This is a genomic window from Thiocystis violacea (genome assembly GCF_016583575.1).
Taxonomy (GTDB): Bacteria; Pseudomonadota; Gammaproteobacteria; order Chromatiales; family Chromatiaceae; genus Thiocystis; species Thiocystis violacea.
On the sequence record NZ_NRRG01000003.1, the window covers coordinates 36412 to 55624 of the forward strand.

Genomic DNA, 19213 nt, shown 5'->3' on the forward strand with positions numbered 1-19213 from the left:
CGGGATCGCCTTGACCAGCTCCGACGAGCAGAAGGTAAAGGTATGAGTCAGGCGCATCATACCGGAGTACTCGATCACGGAGTCGAGCACCTGCTCGGCCAGCTCCAGGAGGGCGTTGTAGCTCTCGGGCCATTTGGGCAACCCGGTGCTCCAGCGCGGCGCAGCAAGCGAGCGTGGCGGCGTGTTCGATCCGCGATGTGGCGGCCGTGGCTTGCGTAGCCTCGCGTGATCCCCTGCAACGCCAGGTTGATGCTCTCGGTCGCGCCGGAGGTGAACAGGATCTCCTCGGCCGAGACGCCGAGTTCCCGGGCGATGCTTGAGCGGGCCGCCGCGATGGCATTCGCGACTTCGCGCCCCGGAAGATGCTCGGCGGAGGACGGGTTCGCGAACGCCGTCGAGCTTTCCAGCGCCTCGACCATGGCGGCGAGCACCTCCGGGGCGACGCGAGTCGTCGCGGCGGTGTCGAAGTACAGCGGCATGATCTCGGTTTTTCCCACGGTCGTTCCATCCACCATTCCCGAGATTGTCGCCAGTGATGGCTATATCCGGTTTCTCGGGGTCTGTCTAGGCATCATGACCACGCCACCCAGACCAAACCCCGCGCGACAACGGACAACGGTTCACCGCCCGACATCCTCTCGTACTTCCAGCCTCCCGGTCCCGGTCCAGGCCCTTAGCCCTGGGCGATACATGTCCTCCACCGTCGCCGCCGGATGGGCGAAGTGGCCGGGAGAGACGGCGCGTAGCCGGTAGGCAAGTTGGAACTGGGCGGACGCGCCCGCCGAGCGCGTCACGGCGGCGACGAAGCGGTCGGCCCTGAACTCGGTGTGCGCGGCCGTTTCCTCCAACCCCAGCCAGGGGATGTCGGCGATGTCGCCGGCCTTGATGAGATTGGGGTTGTCGATCTCCAGCCCGGCCGGCAGCGGGTCGTCGACGATCAGACGCGCCTGACGGGGCTCGCTCGCCGTGACGGTGACGACCGCGACCAGACGCTCGCCCTGGGCCAGGCTGGATGGATCGATGCGTCGCCCGTCCAAGTCGTAGTAGGCCCGCTCGATCCGATAGCCGTTGCCTCCCGCCGATTCCGGCTCGCGCGGCACGCCGGTGACCGTCACCAGGATCTCCAGGGCGGTCTCGCCCCGGTTTTCGACCAGCAGGGCTCCCTCGGCCAGGGCCGAGTCGTCGAGGCGCCGGTAGAGTGGCCCCGGTCTGGGTTCGCCATCAATGGCTAGCTCGGGTTGGCCCGCGCCCTGGATCAGGGCTTGCGCGGCGAGCAGCAGCCAGGCCGCTTCCTGGGTACTGGTGTGACGGGCGCCGGACCATTGGTCCTGGAGACGGCGCGCGAGTGCCTGGATGTCGACCGCCGCCGTGCCGGTCTCGGCGGCGAGGGTCAGGAGACCGGCGCCGTCACGCAGGGCCGAGCCGTAGTCGGAACGCCAGCCGCCATCGTCCCCAGTCGTCGAGAGCATTTCCAGGGCGTCGCGGAACAGGGCGTCCGCGCGCGGACGGTCGCCCTGGAGCGCCAGCCCGGCCGCGAGTTGGGCCTTGGCGAGCGGGGTGGCGAAGGCGTCGCGCTTGGTGTCGGCGTGGTAGCGCAGATCACCGATCGCGGCGCGTCCATTGCGGGCCAGCACATAGAGGGCATAGGCGATGTCCTCGCCGCCCGAGCTGAAGTCCGGGGCATAGGCCAGGGCGTTGCGCAGGTTGTCGAGCGCCATGTCGAAGGGGATATCCGCAACCTCGTAGCCCTTCTCACGGGCGCGGGTGAGGAAGTCGGTGATGTAGGCGTCGAGCCAGGTGTCGTCGGCGCCACCGCTGCCCCAGAGCGCGAAACTCCCATTGCTCGACTGCTTGGCCAGGATCTCGCCGATCGCGGCGCGGACCCGCTCGCCGGCCGCGCCCTCGCCCGCGAGCCCAAGCGATCCGGCGACCTCGTTCAGATAGAGCAGCGGCAGGGCGCGGCTGGTGAGCTGCTCGGTGCAGCCGTAGGGGTAGCGGTCGAGCGACATCAGCAATCCGGCGACATCCAGACGTCCGGCGCCGCCGATGGAGACCAGCAGCGAGCCGGTTCCGGGCAGCCGGTCGGAGAGCCGGCTGCCGTCCAGTCGCCGTTCGCCGCCAGGCGCCAGCGTCACCCATTCCGTGCGACTGGTGCGCGGGGCGTTGGAGCGAACCGGAACCCTGAGGGTCTTGCGCAGGGTCTGGCCGTCGGGCGCGCGCAGATCGATGGTCAGGCGGTCGTCGCCGACCGTCTCGGCCTGAATCGGCACGGTCGCCTGATCGCGTCCGCCCTCGCTCAGAACGAGGTCGAACCGCGCCGATTCGGGCGGGATGCGGACATGGGCGTCCAGGGTGGCGACCTCCAGTCCAACCTCCCCGGCCGGACCCTCGACATGCGCCAGCCCAAGTCGCACGCGGGACTGGTCCCCCGGCGCCAGGAAGCGCGGCAGCGAGGGCGTGACCACGACCGGGTCGCGCACCAGCAGATCCTGGACCGCGTGTCCGACCCCGGTCGCGCTCCAGGCCATGGCCATGACCCGGACCGTGCCGTTGAAGTCCGGGATCTCGACCGAGACGCTCGCCCGCCCCTGGTCGTCGAGTTTGAGGATGCCGGAGTGGTAGGCGAGCAACTCCTCGGTCGGCGGCGGACCTTCCACCGAGAGCAGTCCGCCATCGCCGCCCGAGCGCACCACGCCGGGCACGCCCTGCATGCGATCAATGAGCTGACCGTAGAGATCGCGGATCTCCATCCCGAGCCGGCGCTGGGCGAAGTACCAGCCGTCCGGCGCGGGCGCCTGGTAGCGGGTGAGGTTGAGAATTCCGACATCGACCGCCGAAACGGTCACGTAGGCCGGCTGTCCGGCCGCGAGGTTACCGACGGCGACCGGGATCTCGATGGTCTGGCGCGGCCTCACCGCACCCGCGGCCGGCGGGCCGAGATCAAGCGCGAGCCGGCGCGAGCCGGGATCCACCCCGGCCCAGGCCAGACCCAGGGCGCGCGCCGGCATGCGGCGCGCCTCCAGGTCCATGGGGCGATAGAGCGTGGCCGTGACATAGGCGCCCGGCCCCCAGTCAGCGGTCACGGGCAACTCCAGGGTGGCACCGGACTCGGGCACCTCCAGCGCCTTCATTGTGATGAGACGGTCGTCGATCACCATCACCAGCGCCAATCCTGGGAAGCGCGGCTCGATCCGAACCTTCGCCCTGTCGCCGACCCGATAGCTCGGTTTGTCGAGCGAGACCTTGAGCAGGTCGGGCGTGTCCTGGGCATTCGGCTTGACGTACCAGCCGGCCTCGAATTCCAGATCCACCGGCAGCACCCCGCCGTCCTGGGTCTCCAGGGCGAGACGGTAGGCGCCCCAGTCCACGGGCGACTCGATCCGGGCGACATTCTCCGACCCCAGATCCAGCGCTCCGTCGGCGACACGTTGGCTGGAGGTGATAGGTTCGTAGTCCCAGGTTCCGTCGGAGCCATACCACTGAAAGCTGGTCTGGATCCGCGAGAGCGTCCAGCGCACACCCCGAAGTTCGGTCCGCTGGCCGTCGGGGCCGATGGCGATGACCTCGAAGCGGGCCTGGCCGCCCTCCTCGACCGAGCCATCGAACAGCGGCTTGAGACCGAGGCGCGCCTGTCGGGAGGCGAGCGGGAGCGAGAGCTTGCGCTCGACCGGTCGTCCGCTCTCCTCCAGCACCCGCACCTGGATGTCCGCCCGCAGCAGCTTGCTGGTGGGCGGTATCTCGGGGAGATCCAGGGCGACCTCGGCCTGGCCCGCCGCGTCCGTGCGACCCGCCGGCAGGGGGCCGCCGATCGGCTCCAGGGTCTCGCTATCCAGTCCGAACCGATAGCCGGGGAAGGCCGCCAGGCTGTCGATGGGCTTCAACTGGATCTCGCCCTCAAGCGCCAGCCCGGAGGCCGGAGCGCCATAGAGGAAGCGGGCATCAAGCGCGAGTCCAGCCGGATTCTCGGGATCGATGGACTCGGCCGGCGCGCCCAGATCGAAGGTCAGGCGCTCCGGTGTGAAGTCCTCGACCAGAAAGGCCAGATCCGCCAGCGCCGGCCCCTTGGGATCGGCGTGGATCGAGGCACGCCAGGTGCCGCGCGCCGCGGTCTTGCCGAGCGCGACGTCGGCCGCATGTCCGCCCTGCCCCTGGTCCTGGATCAACGTCCTCAGGAATTCAACGCCGTCCGGGCGCTTGACCACCAGGGTGATGGGCAGGTCGGTGACGGCATTGGCTCGGGCGTCGCGCACCAGCGCGGTGAGATGGACCGTCTCGCCGGGACGATAGGCACCGCGCTCGCTGACCAGATAGACATCCAGCGGCTTGGGCGAGGGGCGCCCATCGACGCCGCGATCGCTCAGATCGAAGGGCGTCTGGGTCAGATCCAGGAAGGCATAATCGCCATCCGCCCCCTCGGCGACCAGCAGCGCCGGGGCATTGCCGCCGGTGCCGCGCAGTAGTCCGGGATCGAAGCGGGCGTGTCCCTGACCATCCGTGGTGGCGCGCCCCAGGATCTCGTTGTTGACCGCGACCAGGCGCAGCTCGACCTGGCCGACCGGCCGCGCGCTGGAAAGCGAGCGCGCCAGGCCATGCAATCCGTCGTTGCCGGCGAAGGAGGCCAGCCCCAGGTCCGAGACCAGGAACCACTGGGTGGCGCGATCCTCGCCGTCCTTGGCCGCCTCGCTCGGACGCGCGGTCATGGCGTAGACGCCTGGCTCCAGATCCTCGATCAGGGCACCGACCGGGACCGCCGTCGTGACCTCCCGGTTCAGCTCCGACTTGACCTCGATCGTTCCCTTCCAGATCGACTCCCCGGTTCGCTCCTGGATGCGATCGACATCCCAGCGGCCCAGCGACTTGCGGAAGGTTCCATCCTCGATCGCCTGGGTCAGCGAACGGTCGCCGATCCGGTAGACCTCGGCGTCGAGCCGGCCGCTATTGACCGAGACGACCGGGATCGCCGCCTCGCCACCCTTGGGCAGCACATAGGCACGCCCCAGGAAGCGCGCCATGGGCGATCGGTCGCGTACATAGATCTCCAGATCCGAGCCCTTGAGCAGACGCTCGCCATCGGCGGCGGGTAACTCGGCGCGAACCTGGACGCGGTAGCGCTCGCCATGCCTCACGCCGTCGACGCAGATCTGTTTGGCCTCGGCCTCGATGGGGAGATCGGTGCGGTCGGCGACACGGACGAAGTCGGTCAGGTTGGGTGACTTGATCGCCAGTGGATCGCTGAACTGGATGCAGATCCGGGGGCTGGCGGCGTCCGAGTCGACCTCGTGACCCGTGACGCGAAAGCCGTGCTCCGCGACCAGTTCGTCGTAGGCTCGACGTACCTCGGCCGACTCGATCAGGACCAGAGACGCACGGTGGGCGCGGATTGCCGGTCGCCACTCACTCCGTCCGGCCAGGGTGCGCCCGACGAGCGCCAGGTCCGAGGCGCGGGCCTGCTCGTCGTCGGCGCGCAGATAGGCGTTGATGGCCGCCGCCGTGGCCTGGACCCGGTAAGCCTGCTGGGCCTCCCAGTCCGAGGATTTGGCGATCAGCGAGGATTGCGCGAGCGCCGCCCAGAGACGCCGGTCATCGGGGGCGAGTCGCAACGCCTGGGCCTGGAGATCGGCGGCCGCTCCGGGCTGTTTGGCCGCCAGGGCGGAGCGCGCCTGTCCGACCAGGGCCTCAAGCCCGACAGCGGGCCACTCCGCGGCCGCGAGACGCTTCGCGAGCTTACCCGCCTCGTCCAGCTCGCGCCGTGGGAGGAAGCCCAAGTCGGCGGCGCGTCTGGTCGCCAGGTCCGGTCGCGACTCGACGCCCTCGACCAGATAGCCCGAGATGGCGCCATCGAACGGGCGGGAGTCGCCGTGGCTCTCCTTCAGAAAACACCATTCGGCCTTGACGTTATAGGTGAAGGCACGACACCTGGGATCGTCCCGGCAGGCACTCTTGCAGTTCTCCAGCGTCACCGATTTGAGGGTCGCGTAGTCGCGGCCGAAATAATCGAGTCCAGGCGTCACCTGGATCTCGCGTTCGGCGGCGTGGGCGGACAGTGAAATCCCGCCGATGACCAGGGGAAGGGAAAACAGCAGCCCAGCCAGCAGGGCGCGACGGACGACGGGCAAGGAAGCGAGCATGACGACGACCTCCTTCGACGGTGGACCTCGGAGAGGCCACTCTAGTGCCTTGGCCAAACCCGGTAAAGACGGCCCGCGAGAACCGCTCCGGCGCCCAGGCGCCGAGCGCGTCGGACCCCGATCGCACACGCTTCGACCAGGCCCGTGACAGACAATAATCAAGAGGTGCTCGTTTTACCCTTAACACGCAGTTTCAGTAAGGGTTAAGATCCCCTGGCTGGACCGAATCGCTGGTCTCGCTCGCAGTTACCAAGGCAATCGGCCATTAACCACACCAACCCAATCAGGAGGGTTCGTCGTGACCAAATCGACAGGAAAACAACAAAGCTCGCTGATGCTCGCACTGCTTCCACTGGTGCTTCTCTACGCCTGCACCGTCACCCTCTACGCCCTGACCCGAGACGATCTCGGCGGCACCAGCGCCTATTGGGGCTATTTCGTCCCGGTGGTCGCCTTCATCTCGCTCATCACCGCCTGGGGTAACGCCTATGCGCGTGGCGATTCGCGTCTGTTCTATCTGATCAAGCAGATCATCATCTGGGGCGCCTTCATCTGGGTGCTCATGCTGCTCCAGAAGATCGGCGCCGACACCGCCCTCGGCGGCCAGAAGGCCACCGTCGCCATCGTCCTCATGACGGCCCTGGTGTCGCTGCTGGTCGGTCTCTATCTGGATTCGAAGATGTTCTTCTATGGCGCCTATCTGGGCCTGTGCGGCTATCTGCTCGCCGATCCGAGCCATTCCGCCGTCCTCGCCAAGATCGGCGAAACCTTCAAGGTCGTCGACGCGCCGAACAAGCCATTGACCATGATGATCGCCATCGCTGTCGTGGCCTTCCTCGTCAGCGCCTTCCTCCTCATGAGCACCCGCGGTTCCGTGGCGGCGAAACGCGCCTCCTGATCGACGTCGGAATCAGGTCGCTCGCACGACACAGGGATGTGTCGACGAGGATGACCGGCCAGCCGGAGCCTCTCGACCGACCGATCGCGGACTGAGCGATTCAAGGAGGCCATCGCCCGGCCTCGCCCGAGGACGGCATCCCGACAGCACTTCGTCCGACTCCCGCCACTCCAGCCCCCTATCAGGCCAGCAGCTTGGCCAGCAGCACCAGGCCCAGGATCAGGGTCATCCCACCCACCGCGCGTCGCAGCCAGTTCTCGGGAAGCCCCTTGACGGTCGCCGTGGCCAAGGGCACCGAGAGTAGTGCCCCCGCGACCAATGGCAGCGTCAGCGACCAATCGATCGCCCCGCCGAACACCAGATAGGCACTCAGGCCGACCAGACAGGTCAGGGCCTCGGCGATCGAGGTGATGGCAACGGCCGATTTCGCGGGCACCCCCGAGACCAACTGACCCGAGGTCACCAGCGGACCATAGCCTCCGCCACTCAGCCCCTTGTTGAAGGCGGCGACCAAGCCGACCGCCAGGATGGCGCCAGGACGATAGGCGATGCGGCGGCGCGCCGTGACGAGCGTCACCAGGCCCATCGCCAGGACGATCGTGACGATCGACAGCGAGAACCAGAAGGCGGAGATCTTGACCGCGATCGCCACGGCACCGATCGCGCCCACGGCGCTGAGCATGGCCAGCAGCATCAGGGTCCGTCGCGCTTGGCGGTCGCTCGGGAGATCGAGGTTGCCGTCCCGATGATGCATCGCGCCAGCGGCAAGGCCCGTGAGGAGTTCGGAGAAGAGCACCGCCGGAACGATCTGGAGCGGCTCGAATCCGGCGAGCAGCAACAAGGGCGTCAGGGTGGTTCCATAGCCCATGCCCAGACTCGAATCCATGTATTCGCAAGCCAGCGCGGCCAGGAATACGGCCAGCAGCACGCCGGTCGAAAGGGCCTCGGGAGCCAGAGCGATCAGACCGGCATCGACGAGGATCTGGCGCAGAGGAAAGATCGCCAGCGTGACGAGGACCAGAAGCCCCCAGAGCTTGAAACGACGACGATGCCCCAGGTAGAGGTTTCCGATGGTGGTGATGGCGGTACGGACCATGATCGAGGACTCCCAAGGTTGAGGATGGATGACCAGCAACCCCCCATCATCAACTCCTGTGCCAAATCATTCTAAGCCCTGTTTTTCATATATTTTCTCCATCGCCTGTGGAGCAGGATCCCGACCGTCACGGCCATCCCCGCGAATATCCCGGATTTTCCGGATCAATTACCAGAAAAGCCGTTATTCTTCACGGCATGGAAGACTTCCAACCCATCCTGCTCGAGGTCTGGCGACGCGCCTGCCGTCAACCCCGGCTGTCCGAGGCGGCCTCGGGGATCGCCGAGATCCTGCGGCGCAGGTTTCCATTGGATCGCCTGCTGGTGCTGGCGCTCGATCACGAACGTTCCCGGCTCACAACCGCCGCGATGGCGGGCGGCGAGGGCGCGGATCCCGAGCCCGATTCGCTCGAGATCCAGGCGAATCTGCCGCGCTGGTGCCTCGGCGAATCCCTGCTGCGCGGACCGGCGCACGAGGTGAAGCACGAGTTTCCGGGCCTGCTCCCGCCGGATTGGCCGGGGGACGTCCTGGCCTGCGGTCTCGGGCTCGACGATGAACCACTGGGCGCCCTGATCCTGGGAGCCAGCCAGCCTGGGGCCTTCCAGCCGGGACACGAGCCGCTCATGAGCGCCCTGCGCGAGCCGCTCGCGGTCGCGCTGCGCAACGATCGTCGACTGCGCGAACTCACCCGACTGCGCGAGGCGGCGGAGGCGGATCGCCGCTCGCTCCTGTCCCGGCTCGGTCGGCAGGACATCTCGGACACATTGATCGGAGCCGGATCCGGGCTCCGGGAAACGCTGCGAGGCGTCGATCAGGTCGCGCGCTCAGACGCCCCGGTCCTGATCCTCGGTGAGACGGGCTCCGGCAAGGAGGTGATCGCGCGCGCGATCCACGCCCGCTCGGCGCGAGCCGCCGGCCCCTTCCTGCGGGTCAACTGCGGCGCCATCCCGCCGGAGTTGGCCGACTCGGAACTCTTCGGGCACGAGCGCGGCAGCTTCACCGGGGCCGCCACGCGCCGCAAGGGTTGGTTCGAGCGCGCCGACGGAGGCACCCTTTTCCTTGATGAGATCGGAGAGCTGACGCCCGCGATCCAGGTGCGGCTGCTGCGGATCCTGCAGGACGGCACCTTCGAGCGGGTCGGCGGACAACAGCCGTTGCGCGTCGAGGTGCGCCTGATCGCGGCCACCCACCGAGACCTCCATGGCATGGTCCGCGACGGGCGTTTTCGGGAGGATCTCTGGTACCGGATCAACGTCTTCCCACTGACGCTGCCGGCGCTGCGCGAGCGCCGCGAGGACATCCCGGCCATGGCGACCCACTTCGCCCTGCGGGCCGCCGAGCGGCTCGGGCTGACGCCCCGGCTACCCTCGACGGAGGACATGGCGCGCCTGATCGCCTACCCTTGGCCAGGCAATGTGCGCGAGCTGGCGGCGGTGATCGAGCGCGCGGCCATCCTCGGCGAGGGACGCCGACTCGAGATCGAGCGAGCGCTGGGGGTCGGTTCCGTCATCGCACCGGCCCAGCCGAGCGCGCCGGCGGAAAGGATCCAGGAGCGGATCGAACCGCTCGACACCGCGGCTCGACTCCACATCGAGCGCGCGCTCGCCATGACCCTGGGTCGGATCGAAGGCCCCTTCGGCGCCGCTCGCCTGCTGAAGATCCATCCAGACACCCTGCGCGCCCGGATGCGCAAGCTCGGGGTCGACTGGAGGCGCCATCGAGCGACGGATCCGGGATGAGCCAGCCACCAGCACCTTCGATCAAGAGCCCCGTCCGGAGCCGCGAACCATGACCTCGGAACCATTCGAATACGCCTTCAGAATCCGCCTGCACGACACCGACGCGGCGGGGCGCCTCTTCTTCATGCACATCTTCCGACATGCCCAGGACGCCCTGGAGGCCTTCATGGAGCACATCGGATTCCCGATCGACCGGATGATCCGCGCCGGCGACATCCTCCTGCCGCTGACCCACGCGGAGGCGGACTATCGTCAGCCGATGCGCCACGGCGACGCGGTTCGGGTCCAGGTCTCGGTCAGGGATCTGCGCCGACGTTCGTTCGCGGTCGGCTATCGCTTTCTGGATGAAGCGGGAGAGGAAGCGGCCACGGCGACCACGATCCATGTCCTGGTGACCGATGAGACGACCGTCGGTGAGGCCCTGCCCGAAAGATTGCGCGCGGGCCTGGCGGCGCATTGGATCCAGCCCGGCGGCCATCAGGGGCACTAGCCCGCGAGCCTTTGGATTCGGCGTCCGCCCCGGCCGTCGAAACTCAGGACAGTGGAATCTTCCGTCCCTGCTCGTCGAGTCGCACGAAGGTGATGCAGGTCGAAAAGATCGCCTCCTCCCGCCCCGTCTCCAGATCATCGGCGAACACGCTCACCCCATAGGTCAGCGAGGTGCGCCCCCGGCAGCTCTCCGTCGCGTCGAAGCGCAGCACGGCGCCCTGATGCACCCCGCGATGAAACTCCACCCGGTCCATGCCGATGGTGACGAAACGACAGCCCGGATTGTCCCGGCTGGCGGCGATCCAGGCGATCTCGTCCACCCATTTCAGCAGACAGCCCCCGAACAGATGACCGTAGTGGTTGAGGTGCTCGGGTCGGACGACCGTGTAACTCTCCATCTAGCCTCCTAAAAAGACTCGCCAAACGGTCACTAAACCGTCGTTTTACTGCGCTGGATCTATATAACAACACCGCAAGCCAGGGTATTTTCGGCCACCGCGACCCGACCGGCCCCCATCGGGGAAGCATCGGCGGTCGGTTCTCCGGGCGCTGCGGGGTCGCGTGGACATCTGGCTCGACAAGCAAACAAAAGCTCGAACAACGACAAGACATCGCCTTTCGATATCGCAATTCTCGCAGGGGGAAACATGCCCGGACAATCCTCGGTGGGCTGGATCGACATCGTCGTCATTCTCGCCTACCTGCTCGCCACCGGCTACCTTGGCTGGCTTGGCTATCGCGGCACGCGCTCGGCGGCCGATTTCCTGGTCGGCGGACGCTCGGCGCACCCGATCATCATGGCGGTCTCCTACGGCGCCACCTTCATCTCCACCGCCGCCATCGTCGGTTTCGGCGGGGTTGCCGGACTCTTCGGCATGAGCCTCCTGTGGCTCACCTTTCTCAATATCGGCGTCGGCATCCTGATCGCCTTTATCGTCTTCGGCGAGCCCACGCGCCGGCTCGGCCACCACCTGGGCGCCCATACCTTCCCGGAACTGCTCGGGCTGCGCTATCAGAGTCGCGGCATCCAGATCTTCGCCGGGGCACTGATTTTTCTCTTCATGCCGCTCTATTCGGCGGCGGTCATGACCGGCGGCAGCATCTTCGCGGCGACTCAGTTCGGCATCGACTTCGAGGTCGCCCTGCTCATCTTCGCCCTCATCACGGCGGCCTATGTGATCCCCGGCGGACTCAAGGCGGTCATGTACACCGACACCTTCCAAGGCTTTATCATGGTCATCGCCATGATCATCTTGCTGGTGGTCACCTACTCAAGCCTGGGCGGCGTGACCGAGGCCCACCGCTATCTGACCGACATGGCCGACATGGTGCCGGCCCCGCTGGCTCAGATGGGCCACCAGGGCTGGACGGCGATGCCGGCGTTCGGCTGGGGCGCGCCGACCTACGATCTCTGGTGGACCGTCATCACGGCCATCATCCTCGGCGTGGGGATCGGCGTGCTGGCGCAGCCGCAGCTCATCGTGCGCTTCATGACGGTGCGCAGCCGACGCGAGCTGGACCGTGCGGTGCCGATCGGCGCCGTTTTCATCATGCTGATGACCGGCACCCCCTTCCTGGTCGGCAGCCTCTCGAACGCCTGGTTCGCGCAGCATGGACCCATCCTGAACGGCAAGGTGGTCCAGGAGATCAGCGCCGAGAAGGGACGCGCCCTGGTCGAGCTGATGAAGAAGGACGACTCTGGCGCCTGGACGCCGATCCTGAACCCCAAGACCCAGGCCCCCGCCACGGCGGCCCTGATCGTCAGCGAGCGAACCCCGGCCCAGGACGCCTCGGGCGCGCCCTTCGAACTGGTCGGCGGACGCTCGGTAGCGGTGACCTACGTCAAGGGCGATCCGGACAAGATCATTCCGGTCTTCATCGCCTCGGCCATGCCTCACTGGTTTGGCGTCATCTTCTTCCTGGCCCTGCTGGCGGCGGCCATGAGCACCATGTCCAGCCAGTTCCACACCATCGGCACCGCCGCCGGACGCGATCTTTACGAGCGCATCGGCAACAAGGGCCAAGCCCGCGAGCCGAGCCTGCTGGTCATGCGACTGGCCATCGTGGTCGGCCTACTGATCGCCGTCACCATCAGTTACATGGTGCGTCAGGAATACATCATCGCCCGTTTCACGGCCATCTTCTTCGGGCTGTGCGCGGCCAGTTTCCTGCCGGCCTACATCGGCGGACTCTTCTCGCGGCGGGTGACCAAGGCGGGAGCACTGGCCTCGATGACGGTCGGACTGGCGGTATCGCTGTTCTGGCTGCTGCTGGTCAAGGCCAAGGAGGCGAGCGCGATCGGGCTGGTGCAACTGGTCACCGGAGGCAAGACCAGCCTCCTGGCCGACTATCCCAATTGGCCCTCGGTCGATCCCATCGTAATCGCCCTGCCGGCCGCGGTCCTGACCCTGATCCTGGTCAGCGCCCTGACCCGCCCGCCAGCGGCCGAGCACCTGAACCGCTGCTTCCCGGAGAGGTAACCAATCATGCTGGGTATCGACGATCCGTTCGTACTCTTTGCCTATCTGGGCATCATCGCCCTGGCCATCCTGAGTCTGATTTATGGGCTGGCTCGCCGCAACGCGGCGCGCGACGATGTGACGCCGGAAGACCGCCAATGGGCCATCGAAGAAAAGAAGGTGGACGATGAATTCTAAGCAAAACAAAATCTTGGCGGTGGGACTGACCGCCGCCCTCGCCTGGTCGACCGCGCCCGCCGAGGAGACCGCCCTGCCCTATAAGTGGGGCGCGGATCTGCGTCTGCGCCAGGTCTTCATCGACAACGTGGGACTGAACGCCGACGCCGCTACCGCCGACCGGACCTTCCAGCGCTACCGCGCGCGGCTCTGGGGCTCCTACGCCATCAGCGACCAACTGGAAGCCAGCGCCCGGCTCATCTGGGAGGGGCGGCACTACCAGGATCCCGATCCATCCAACTGGCCCGCGCCCGGTCTGGAACAGTGGTACAGCGGCGGGGTTCTCTTCGATCAGCTAACCGTCGACTTCAAGCGCATCGGCGGTTCGCCGCTCTCGATCAAGCTCGGCCGTCAGGACATCATGCTCGGCAACGGCTGGCTGGTGCTCGACGGCTCGCCGATCGATGGCTCGCGCAGCATTTACTTCGACGCCGCCCGCGCCACCTACCTGGCCGAGGGGCTAGGCACCACGCTCGACCTCATCTACCTCGACCAGAGCGCCGACACCGGCCGCTTCCCGCAAGCGCTCAATGGCGAGGTCGAGGACCAGACCGAACAGCACGAGACCGGCGCCATCCTCTACGCCCGTAACACCGCCCTGGTCAAGGACGCGAATCTCGACGGCTATTTCATCTACAAGCACAACGAGCCGAACCTCACGCCGCGCAATATCCGCATCAACAACGGCGCGCCCTTCACCTCCACCAGCGACTCGGGCGACATCTACGCGCTGGGCCTGCGGGCGGACGCCAAGCTCACGCCGAGTTGGTCTCTGCGGGCCGAGAGCGCCTATGAATGGGGCACCCGTAACGATCGCGACCTGAGCGCCTTCGGCCTCAACGGGCGGCTAACCTACAGCTTCAACGACAGGCTCAAGAACCAGCTCCACGCCGATTTCGAGTATCTCTCCGGCGATGATCCCGACAGCCGGAGCGATCAGGCGTTCGATCCGCTCTGGGGCCGCTGGCCGCAATGGAGCGAACTGATGATCTACCAGTGGCCGCTGGAGACCCGCGTCGGCGAAGCCACCAATCTGCAACGCTTCAATGTCGGCTGGATCGCCCAGGTGCATCCGACCACGCAGCTTCTGGTCGACTACCACGCCCTCTGGGCCGACGAGATGAACACCCGCACCACCGCTCAACTGGCCAACATCAGCGGCGACGGCGATTTCCGCGGCCACCTCTTCACCACCTGGCTCAAGAGCAAGTTCACCAAGCATGTCTCGGGTCATCTGGTCGCCGAGTATCTGGCACCGGGGGATTACTATGCCGACAACCGGCGTAATGACTCATTCTTCGTGCGGGCGGAGGTGGTGCTGACCTGGTAAGCCACTCATCCATGCAAGGGCGCCGGTTTCACTGGCGCCCGCCGCGCTCCGCGCCACCACCTGGCGCGAGACGTACCCCTGCCCAACCCCATCGCCGAAAGCCCTAGAGCCCGCGCAGGGTGTCACACGGAAAAACACGCACGCTCAGGTAGGATACAAGACGTCACATCCAGGTGACATCAAGCGTCGATTATCCTAATTCAAGGCGATGGACAATCGCCGCCGAAATGTACACGGCGTTCACAATAACCCTTATAGCTCCACCTGACCTTGGCCGCCCCCAGCATTACTCTTATCCATCTGATATCGGGGATCACGAGAAGCGCTCGCATTGGCAAGGCGCCCCACCATCAAAACTTAATGTGTGCGTCGCTTCGCCAGAGCGCTATACGGCCCGATATTTGCTTTACATTAGATCAGGTAAGTTTCGCTCAGGCACTCGAAAGCGAGCACCATGAACGCGGAATCGGCACGAATGATCGCCGACTGGACGTTTAGTCAGAGGACAAACGAAGCGAGGAATGGCTTTTCGTCGGCACACGACCAAGGAAGGCGCGCTCCATGACCATCGTTCCGGATGAGTAACAGCTAGCGTCGATCCTTTGGGGCTTGTCAGACGACTGGATTTTAGTGAATCGCGAGACCTGACGGCGGTGCCCGATCAAGGAATCACGCCACGACAATAACCCACTAACAATCAATGCACCGACACAAGAGGGAAGCGCTATGAATCCACGTCGATTTTGCATCGCCATAACCGCGCTCGCCGCTATCGGCTTATCGAATCAATCATTCGCCGCCACTTGCATTGGCAGTGATGTTACCTGGAATGGAGAAAACTCTACTACTTGTCAGGTCGGCGTTGGAAAAAATGATAAGCTTCAATCACCCCTTACCGTTAACGAAGAAAAATTTTTCGGTTTCGAAAATTGGAGTTACATTGCAAAATCCGATGGGGGTGGGCTAAGCGACGGCCTGTCCTATGATTCCGATGGCTCCTGGACCTTCAGTGGTGATCTTAGCGGTTACACCAACGTCATGATGGTTCTCAAGCAATCCAACGAGTTCTCTGGATATCTAGCCCCCAACACCGATTCAACCTTTGGCACTTGGCGGACGACCCTGAATCTAGGAGGCGATCTGTCGCACATGACGATTTACGGACGAACCGCCGTTCCACTCCCGGCCGCCGCCTGGCTGTTTGGCTCCGCCCTGCTTGGCATCGTGGGCATTGGCTATCGGCGCAAACCCGGCTTGAGCTAAATCGGATCAGCGATGGCGACCTTACTTATTAATGGCCGCCATCGTTTTCACCCAACGAACTCACCCAAAAAGCGCCACGATTACCGAAGGTAGCCCAGGCAGTACGCCGGAGCGCACGAAATCCGTCGCGCCACTTATCCATCAACGACCGATCAAGACGTGACGAGCATCGTCGCATAAGAATCCTGTAAAGCTTGTGAAATCCTGTTAATCCTGCCTAGTTAAACGCTTTATCTTTGGTATGGGCATTTCCGGAAAACGCCTTAAAAGATCATAGCCACCCACTCCGACATGATCGCCCCCTGGAGTGTCCACCCCCGAAACGCATCCTCGAAGCGAATTTGCCTGTTGACTCATAACCGAGGATCGGAGAGTCAGATGGGCTAACGGAAGCGCGGATGCCGCCTTCTCCGGTTGCTGCCACGCAGCCGTGGGGCGGATAATGCGCCCCGCGATATCCTGCAAGCGAGAGCAAGCGAAGACCATGACCGGAGAACGGCTTTTACTGAGCGGCGATGACGCCGTGGCGCTGGCGGCCCTGCATGCCGGGGTTCGACTGGGGACGGGATACCCCGGCACGCCCTCCACCGAGATCCTTGAGACCTTCGACCGTCTCGGCGGTCAGGCGCAGTGGTCGCCGAATGAAAAGGTGGCCCTGGAGGTCGGTCTGGGAAGCGCCTTCGCCGGCGCCCGCACCCTGGTGACCATGAAGCACGTCGGACTCAACGTGGCCGCCGATCCGCTTTTCACCGCCGCCTATACCGATATCCTGGGTGGACTGATCGTCGTCTCGGCGGACGATCCCGGCATGGCCTCCAGCCAGAACGAGCAGGACAACCGTCACTACGCGCGCGCGGCGGCCCTGCCGATGCTGGAGCCGATCGACTCCCAGCAGGCCTATGACTTCACCTGGCTCGGCTTCGAGATCTCGGAGCGCTGGAAGATTCCGGTCATCCTCCGCGTGACCACGCGCGTCTGTCACGCCAAGACGATCGTGCGCCCGCGCGCGACCGCCCAAAGCAGCCCCCAGCCAAGCTTCCAGCGTGATGTCCCGGCGCGGGTGATGATCCCGGCCTATGCCAAGCCCGCGCATCAGCGGCTGCGCCAGAAGCTCGCCGACATCGCGGCCTGGAACGAGGCGGAGGGACCAGTCCGGTTGGACGCGGGCGATTCCAAGCTCGGCATCGTCGCCACCGGCATCAGCGCCGTTCACGCCCGCGAGGCCGCACCAGAGGCGAGCCAACTGACCCTCGGCCTGACCTATCCCCTGCCGCTGGAGCGCATCCGCACCTTCGCGGCGGGCGTCGAGCGCCTGCTGGTGATCGAGGAAGGCGATCCGGTCCTGGTCGATTCGCTGCGCGCGGCTGGCATCCCGGCCGAGGGCAAGCCGGAGATGTACCGCTTCGGCGAGCTGAACGTCGCGCGGGTACGCCGCATCCTCGCCGGCGACACCAGCCCGGAGCCGGCCCCGCCAAAAGGCAAGCCGCCGGAGCTGTGCCAGGGCTGCTCGCATCGCGGCGTTTTCGAGGTTCTGCGGGATCTGAATTGCATCGTCGCGGGAGATATCGGCTGCTACACCCTGGGTGTGCTGCCTCCCTTCTCGGCCATGGACACCTGTGTCTGCATGGGCGCGAGCATCGGCGTCGGGCTCGGGATGCGCCATGTGCTGCCGGAGGAACAGGCGCGCCGGGTGGTGAGCGTGATCGGCGATTCGACCTTCGTGCATTCCGGCATCACCGGCCTCGCCGAGATGGTCTACAACCCGCCTTCGACCGGCCATCTGGTTCTGATCCTGGATAATGGCACCACGGCCATGACCGGACAGCAGGAGCATCCCGGAACCGGGCGCCTGCTCGATCATTCGCCAACCGGCAAGATCAGCTTCGAGGCACTGGGCCGGGCCATGGGGATACAGAATGTCCATGTGGTGAGTTCCCAGGACAAGGAACAGTCATTGCGCGATCTGATCACCGGTCTACTGGCCAAGTCCGAGACCTCGCTGGTGGTGACCCGTCAGCCCTGCGTCCTGGCGGCGCCCAAGATCCGCTTCTACGAGAAGGCCGCGACGGGGCAAACGACCCCAGACAGTTGCGCGGCGGATGTCGTGGATTGATAAGCAAGCGTCCCGTCCCGGATCGGGAAATCAAGAGCAGGATCGAGCATAGATGAAAGTCAAGAATGTGGTCATCGCCGGACTCGGCGGCCAGGGCGTCCTCAAGGCGTCGGACATCCTCGCCGACGCGGCCTTTCGCGCCGGGTTCGATGTCAAGAAGAGCGAGTTGCATGGCATGAGCCAGCGTGGCGGTTCCGTGAGTAGCGACGTGCGCTATGGCGATGCGGTGTTGAGCCCCATGGTTCCACCGGGCGAGGCGGATGTGCTGGTGGTGCTGGAAGCCACCCAGGTCGAGATCAACCGTCCGACCCTGCGCGCCGGTGGCGTTCTGATCGGGCCGGATCTGCTCGATCCGGAAGCGTTCAAAAACAAGAAGAGCCTCAACGTCGCGCTGCTCGGCGCGGCCTCGACGATCCTGGAGATCCCGGAGGAAGACTGGCTCGCGGCCATGCGCGCCAACCTGGCCGAGAAGCTGCACAAACTCAACGAGCAGTCCTTCGCGACCGGCCGCGCCGCCGCGCTCGCGCGGTCATCGGCGACCTGACCGACTGGTCGCATGAGCCACGACCAGAACTTCAAGAATCTGATCCTCGACTACCCGCGCGAGGCGATCGCCTTCTTCGCGGCGGCGGAGTCCGCCGCGCTCGACCCCTCGGTCAGAATCCTGCCCGTGCGCCAGGAGCAATTGCAGGAGCGGCTTGGCGAGCGCTTCCGCGAACTCGATACGCCGCTACTGCTGGAATGGCCCGATGGTCGGCGCGCGGCCTTGCTGTTCGTGCTGGAGGAGGAGACGGATCCAAGCCGTTTCTCGATTCATCGTCTGGCGCACTATTGTCTGGATCTGGCGGAACTCTTCTCCACCGAGCGGATCGTCCCGGTGGTGATCTTTCTCCGGAAGGGGGCGTTCGCCACCCGGTTGCGGCTGGGCGGCGATGTCCGGACCTATTTGGATTTCCGTTATCTGGACTACGCCCTGTTTCGAACCCCCGCGCGGGAGTATTACGACAGCCCCAACCTCGTGGCGCGACTCAACCTGCCCAACATGGCCTATGAGCCAGCGGACAAGATCGAGACCTATGCCCAGGCCGTGCGCGGCCTCCTCACACTGGAACCGAACCCCGAGCGTCGACTTAAATATCTCGATTTCATCGATATTTATGCGCATCTCGACGAGCGTGAACGCCATCTCTACCAACAGCATTACGCCCAGGAGGCCGAAGCCATGAGCGGATTCGCGGACCGATTCATCCAACAAGGCATCCAACAAGGCGTCCAGCAAGGCGAGGCGCGGCTGTTACTGCGACTGCTATCCAACCGCTTTGGCGAGCTTCCCGAGGAGACCCGCCGGGCGGTCGAAACCGCCGATGCCGAGACGCTGCTGCAATGGTCCGAACGGGTGTTCACCGCGCGCACCCTGGACGAGGTCCTACACTGAACCGCGCGGACCATCCCCTTCATTCA

At 65.5% G+C, this 19213-nt stretch carries 14 protein-coding genes; 10 read left to right on the plus strand and 4 right to left on the minus strand.

Annotation, left to right across the window (positions count from 1 at the left end):
* Positions 1 to 74 precede the first annotated feature (74 nt).
* Positions 75 to 497 carry an aminotransferase class V-fold PLP-dependent enzyme gene (locus tag CKO27_RS02495; RefSeq protein WP_200373298.1) on the minus strand — a complete coding sequence of 141 codons (423 nt, stop codon included), beginning with the start codon at positions 495 to 497 and terminating at the stop codon, positions 75 to 77.
* 123 nt (positions 498 to 620) lie between these two features.
* Complete coding sequence (locus tag CKO27_RS02500) at positions 621 to 6128, minus strand: alpha-2-macroglobulin family protein (RefSeq protein WP_200373299.1); 5508 nt, start codon at positions 6126 to 6128, stop codon at positions 621 to 623.
* A 298-nt stretch (positions 6129 to 6426) separates the two neighbouring features.
* On the opposite strand from CKO27_RS02500, the gene CKO27_RS02505 reads away from it, so the two are divergent.
* Positions 6427 to 7026: a hypothetical protein gene (locus CKO27_RS02505; RefSeq protein WP_338115846.1), complete on the plus strand. Its 600-nt coding sequence runs from the start codon at positions 6427 to 6429 to the stop codon at positions 7024 to 7026.
* Between the two features lie 181 nt (positions 7027 to 7207).
* Here the strand turns inward: CKO27_RS02505 and CKO27_RS02510 are convergent, their stop codons facing one another.
* A complete protein-coding gene (locus CKO27_RS02510; RefSeq protein WP_200373300.1) occupies positions 7208 to 8122 on the minus strand; it encodes a sulfite exporter TauE/SafE family protein in 915 nt (304 codons plus the stop codon).
* A 197-nt stretch (positions 8123 to 8319) separates the two neighbouring features.
* On the opposite strand from CKO27_RS02510, the gene CKO27_RS02515 reads away from it, so the two are divergent.
* The gene (locus tag CKO27_RS02515; protein ID WP_200373301.1) at positions 8320 to 9861 is read left to right on the plus strand and encodes a sigma-54-dependent Fis family transcriptional regulator; all 1542 of its coding nucleotides are present in this window, start codon (positions 8320 to 8322) and stop codon (positions 9859 to 9861) included.
* A 49-nt stretch (positions 9862 to 9910) separates the two neighbouring features.
* Positions 9911 to 10351, plus strand: a complete 441-nt coding sequence (locus tag CKO27_RS02520; protein WP_200373302.1) for an acyl-CoA thioesterase — start codon at positions 9911 to 9913, stop codon at positions 10349 to 10351.
* A gap of 43 nt (positions 10352 to 10394) precedes the next feature.
* Here the strand turns inward: CKO27_RS02520 and CKO27_RS02525 are convergent, their stop codons facing one another.
* Entirely contained in the window at positions 10395 to 10748 is a 354-nt protein-coding gene (locus tag CKO27_RS02525) for an acyl-CoA thioesterase (RefSeq protein WP_200373303.1), read from the minus strand.
* Positions 10749 to 10997: 249 nt separating this feature from the next.
* Here CKO27_RS02525 and CKO27_RS02530 point away from each other — a divergent pair, with 249 nt between their 5' ends.
* The 7 genes from CKO27_RS02530 to CKO27_RS02560 all read left to right on the plus strand — a co-directional run bounded on the left by CKO27_RS02530 (position 10998) and on the right by CKO27_RS02560 (position 19187).
* Positions 10998 to 12830 carry a sodium:solute symporter family protein gene (locus CKO27_RS02530; protein ID WP_200373304.1) on the plus strand — a complete coding sequence of 611 codons (1833 nt, stop codon included), beginning with the start codon at positions 10998 to 11000 and terminating at the stop codon, positions 12828 to 12830.
* A gap of 6 nt (positions 12831 to 12836) precedes the next feature.
* A complete protein-coding gene (locus tag CKO27_RS02535) occupies positions 12837 to 13007 on the plus strand; it encodes a symporter small accessory protein (RefSeq protein ID WP_200373305.1) in 171 nt (56 codons plus the stop codon).
* Positions 12997 to 14376 carry an alginate export family protein gene (locus CKO27_RS02540; protein ID WP_200373306.1) on the plus strand — a complete coding sequence of 460 codons (1380 nt, stop codon included), beginning with the start codon at positions 12997 to 12999 and terminating at the stop codon, positions 14374 to 14376. The genes CKO27_RS02535 and CKO27_RS02540 overlap by 11 nt, the downstream gene beginning before the upstream one ends.
* Positions 14377 to 15102: 726 nt before the next feature.
* On the plus strand, positions 15103 to 15639 hold the full coding sequence (locus tag CKO27_RS02545) for a VPLPA-CTERM sorting domain-containing protein (RefSeq protein WP_200373307.1): 537 nt from the start codon (positions 15103 to 15105) through the stop codon (positions 15637 to 15639).
* A gap of 484 nt (positions 15640 to 16123) precedes the next feature.
* Positions 16124 to 17752, plus strand: coding sequence for a thiamine pyrophosphate-dependent enzyme (locus CKO27_RS02550; protein ID WP_200373308.1), 1629 nt, complete (start codon positions 16124 to 16126; stop codon positions 17750 to 17752).
* 52 nt (positions 17753 to 17804) lie between these two features.
* Positions 17805 to 18296, plus strand: a complete 492-nt coding sequence (locus CKO27_RS02555; RefSeq protein ID WP_200373309.1) for a 2-oxoacid:acceptor oxidoreductase family protein — start codon at positions 17805 to 17807, stop codon at positions 18294 to 18296.
* Positions 18297 to 18308: 12 nt separating this feature from the next.
* Positions 18309 to 19187, plus strand: coding sequence for a DUF4351 domain-containing protein (locus tag CKO27_RS02560; protein WP_200373310.1), 879 nt, complete (start codon positions 18309 to 18311; stop codon positions 19185 to 19187).
* Positions 19188 to 19213 lie beyond the last annotated feature (26 nt).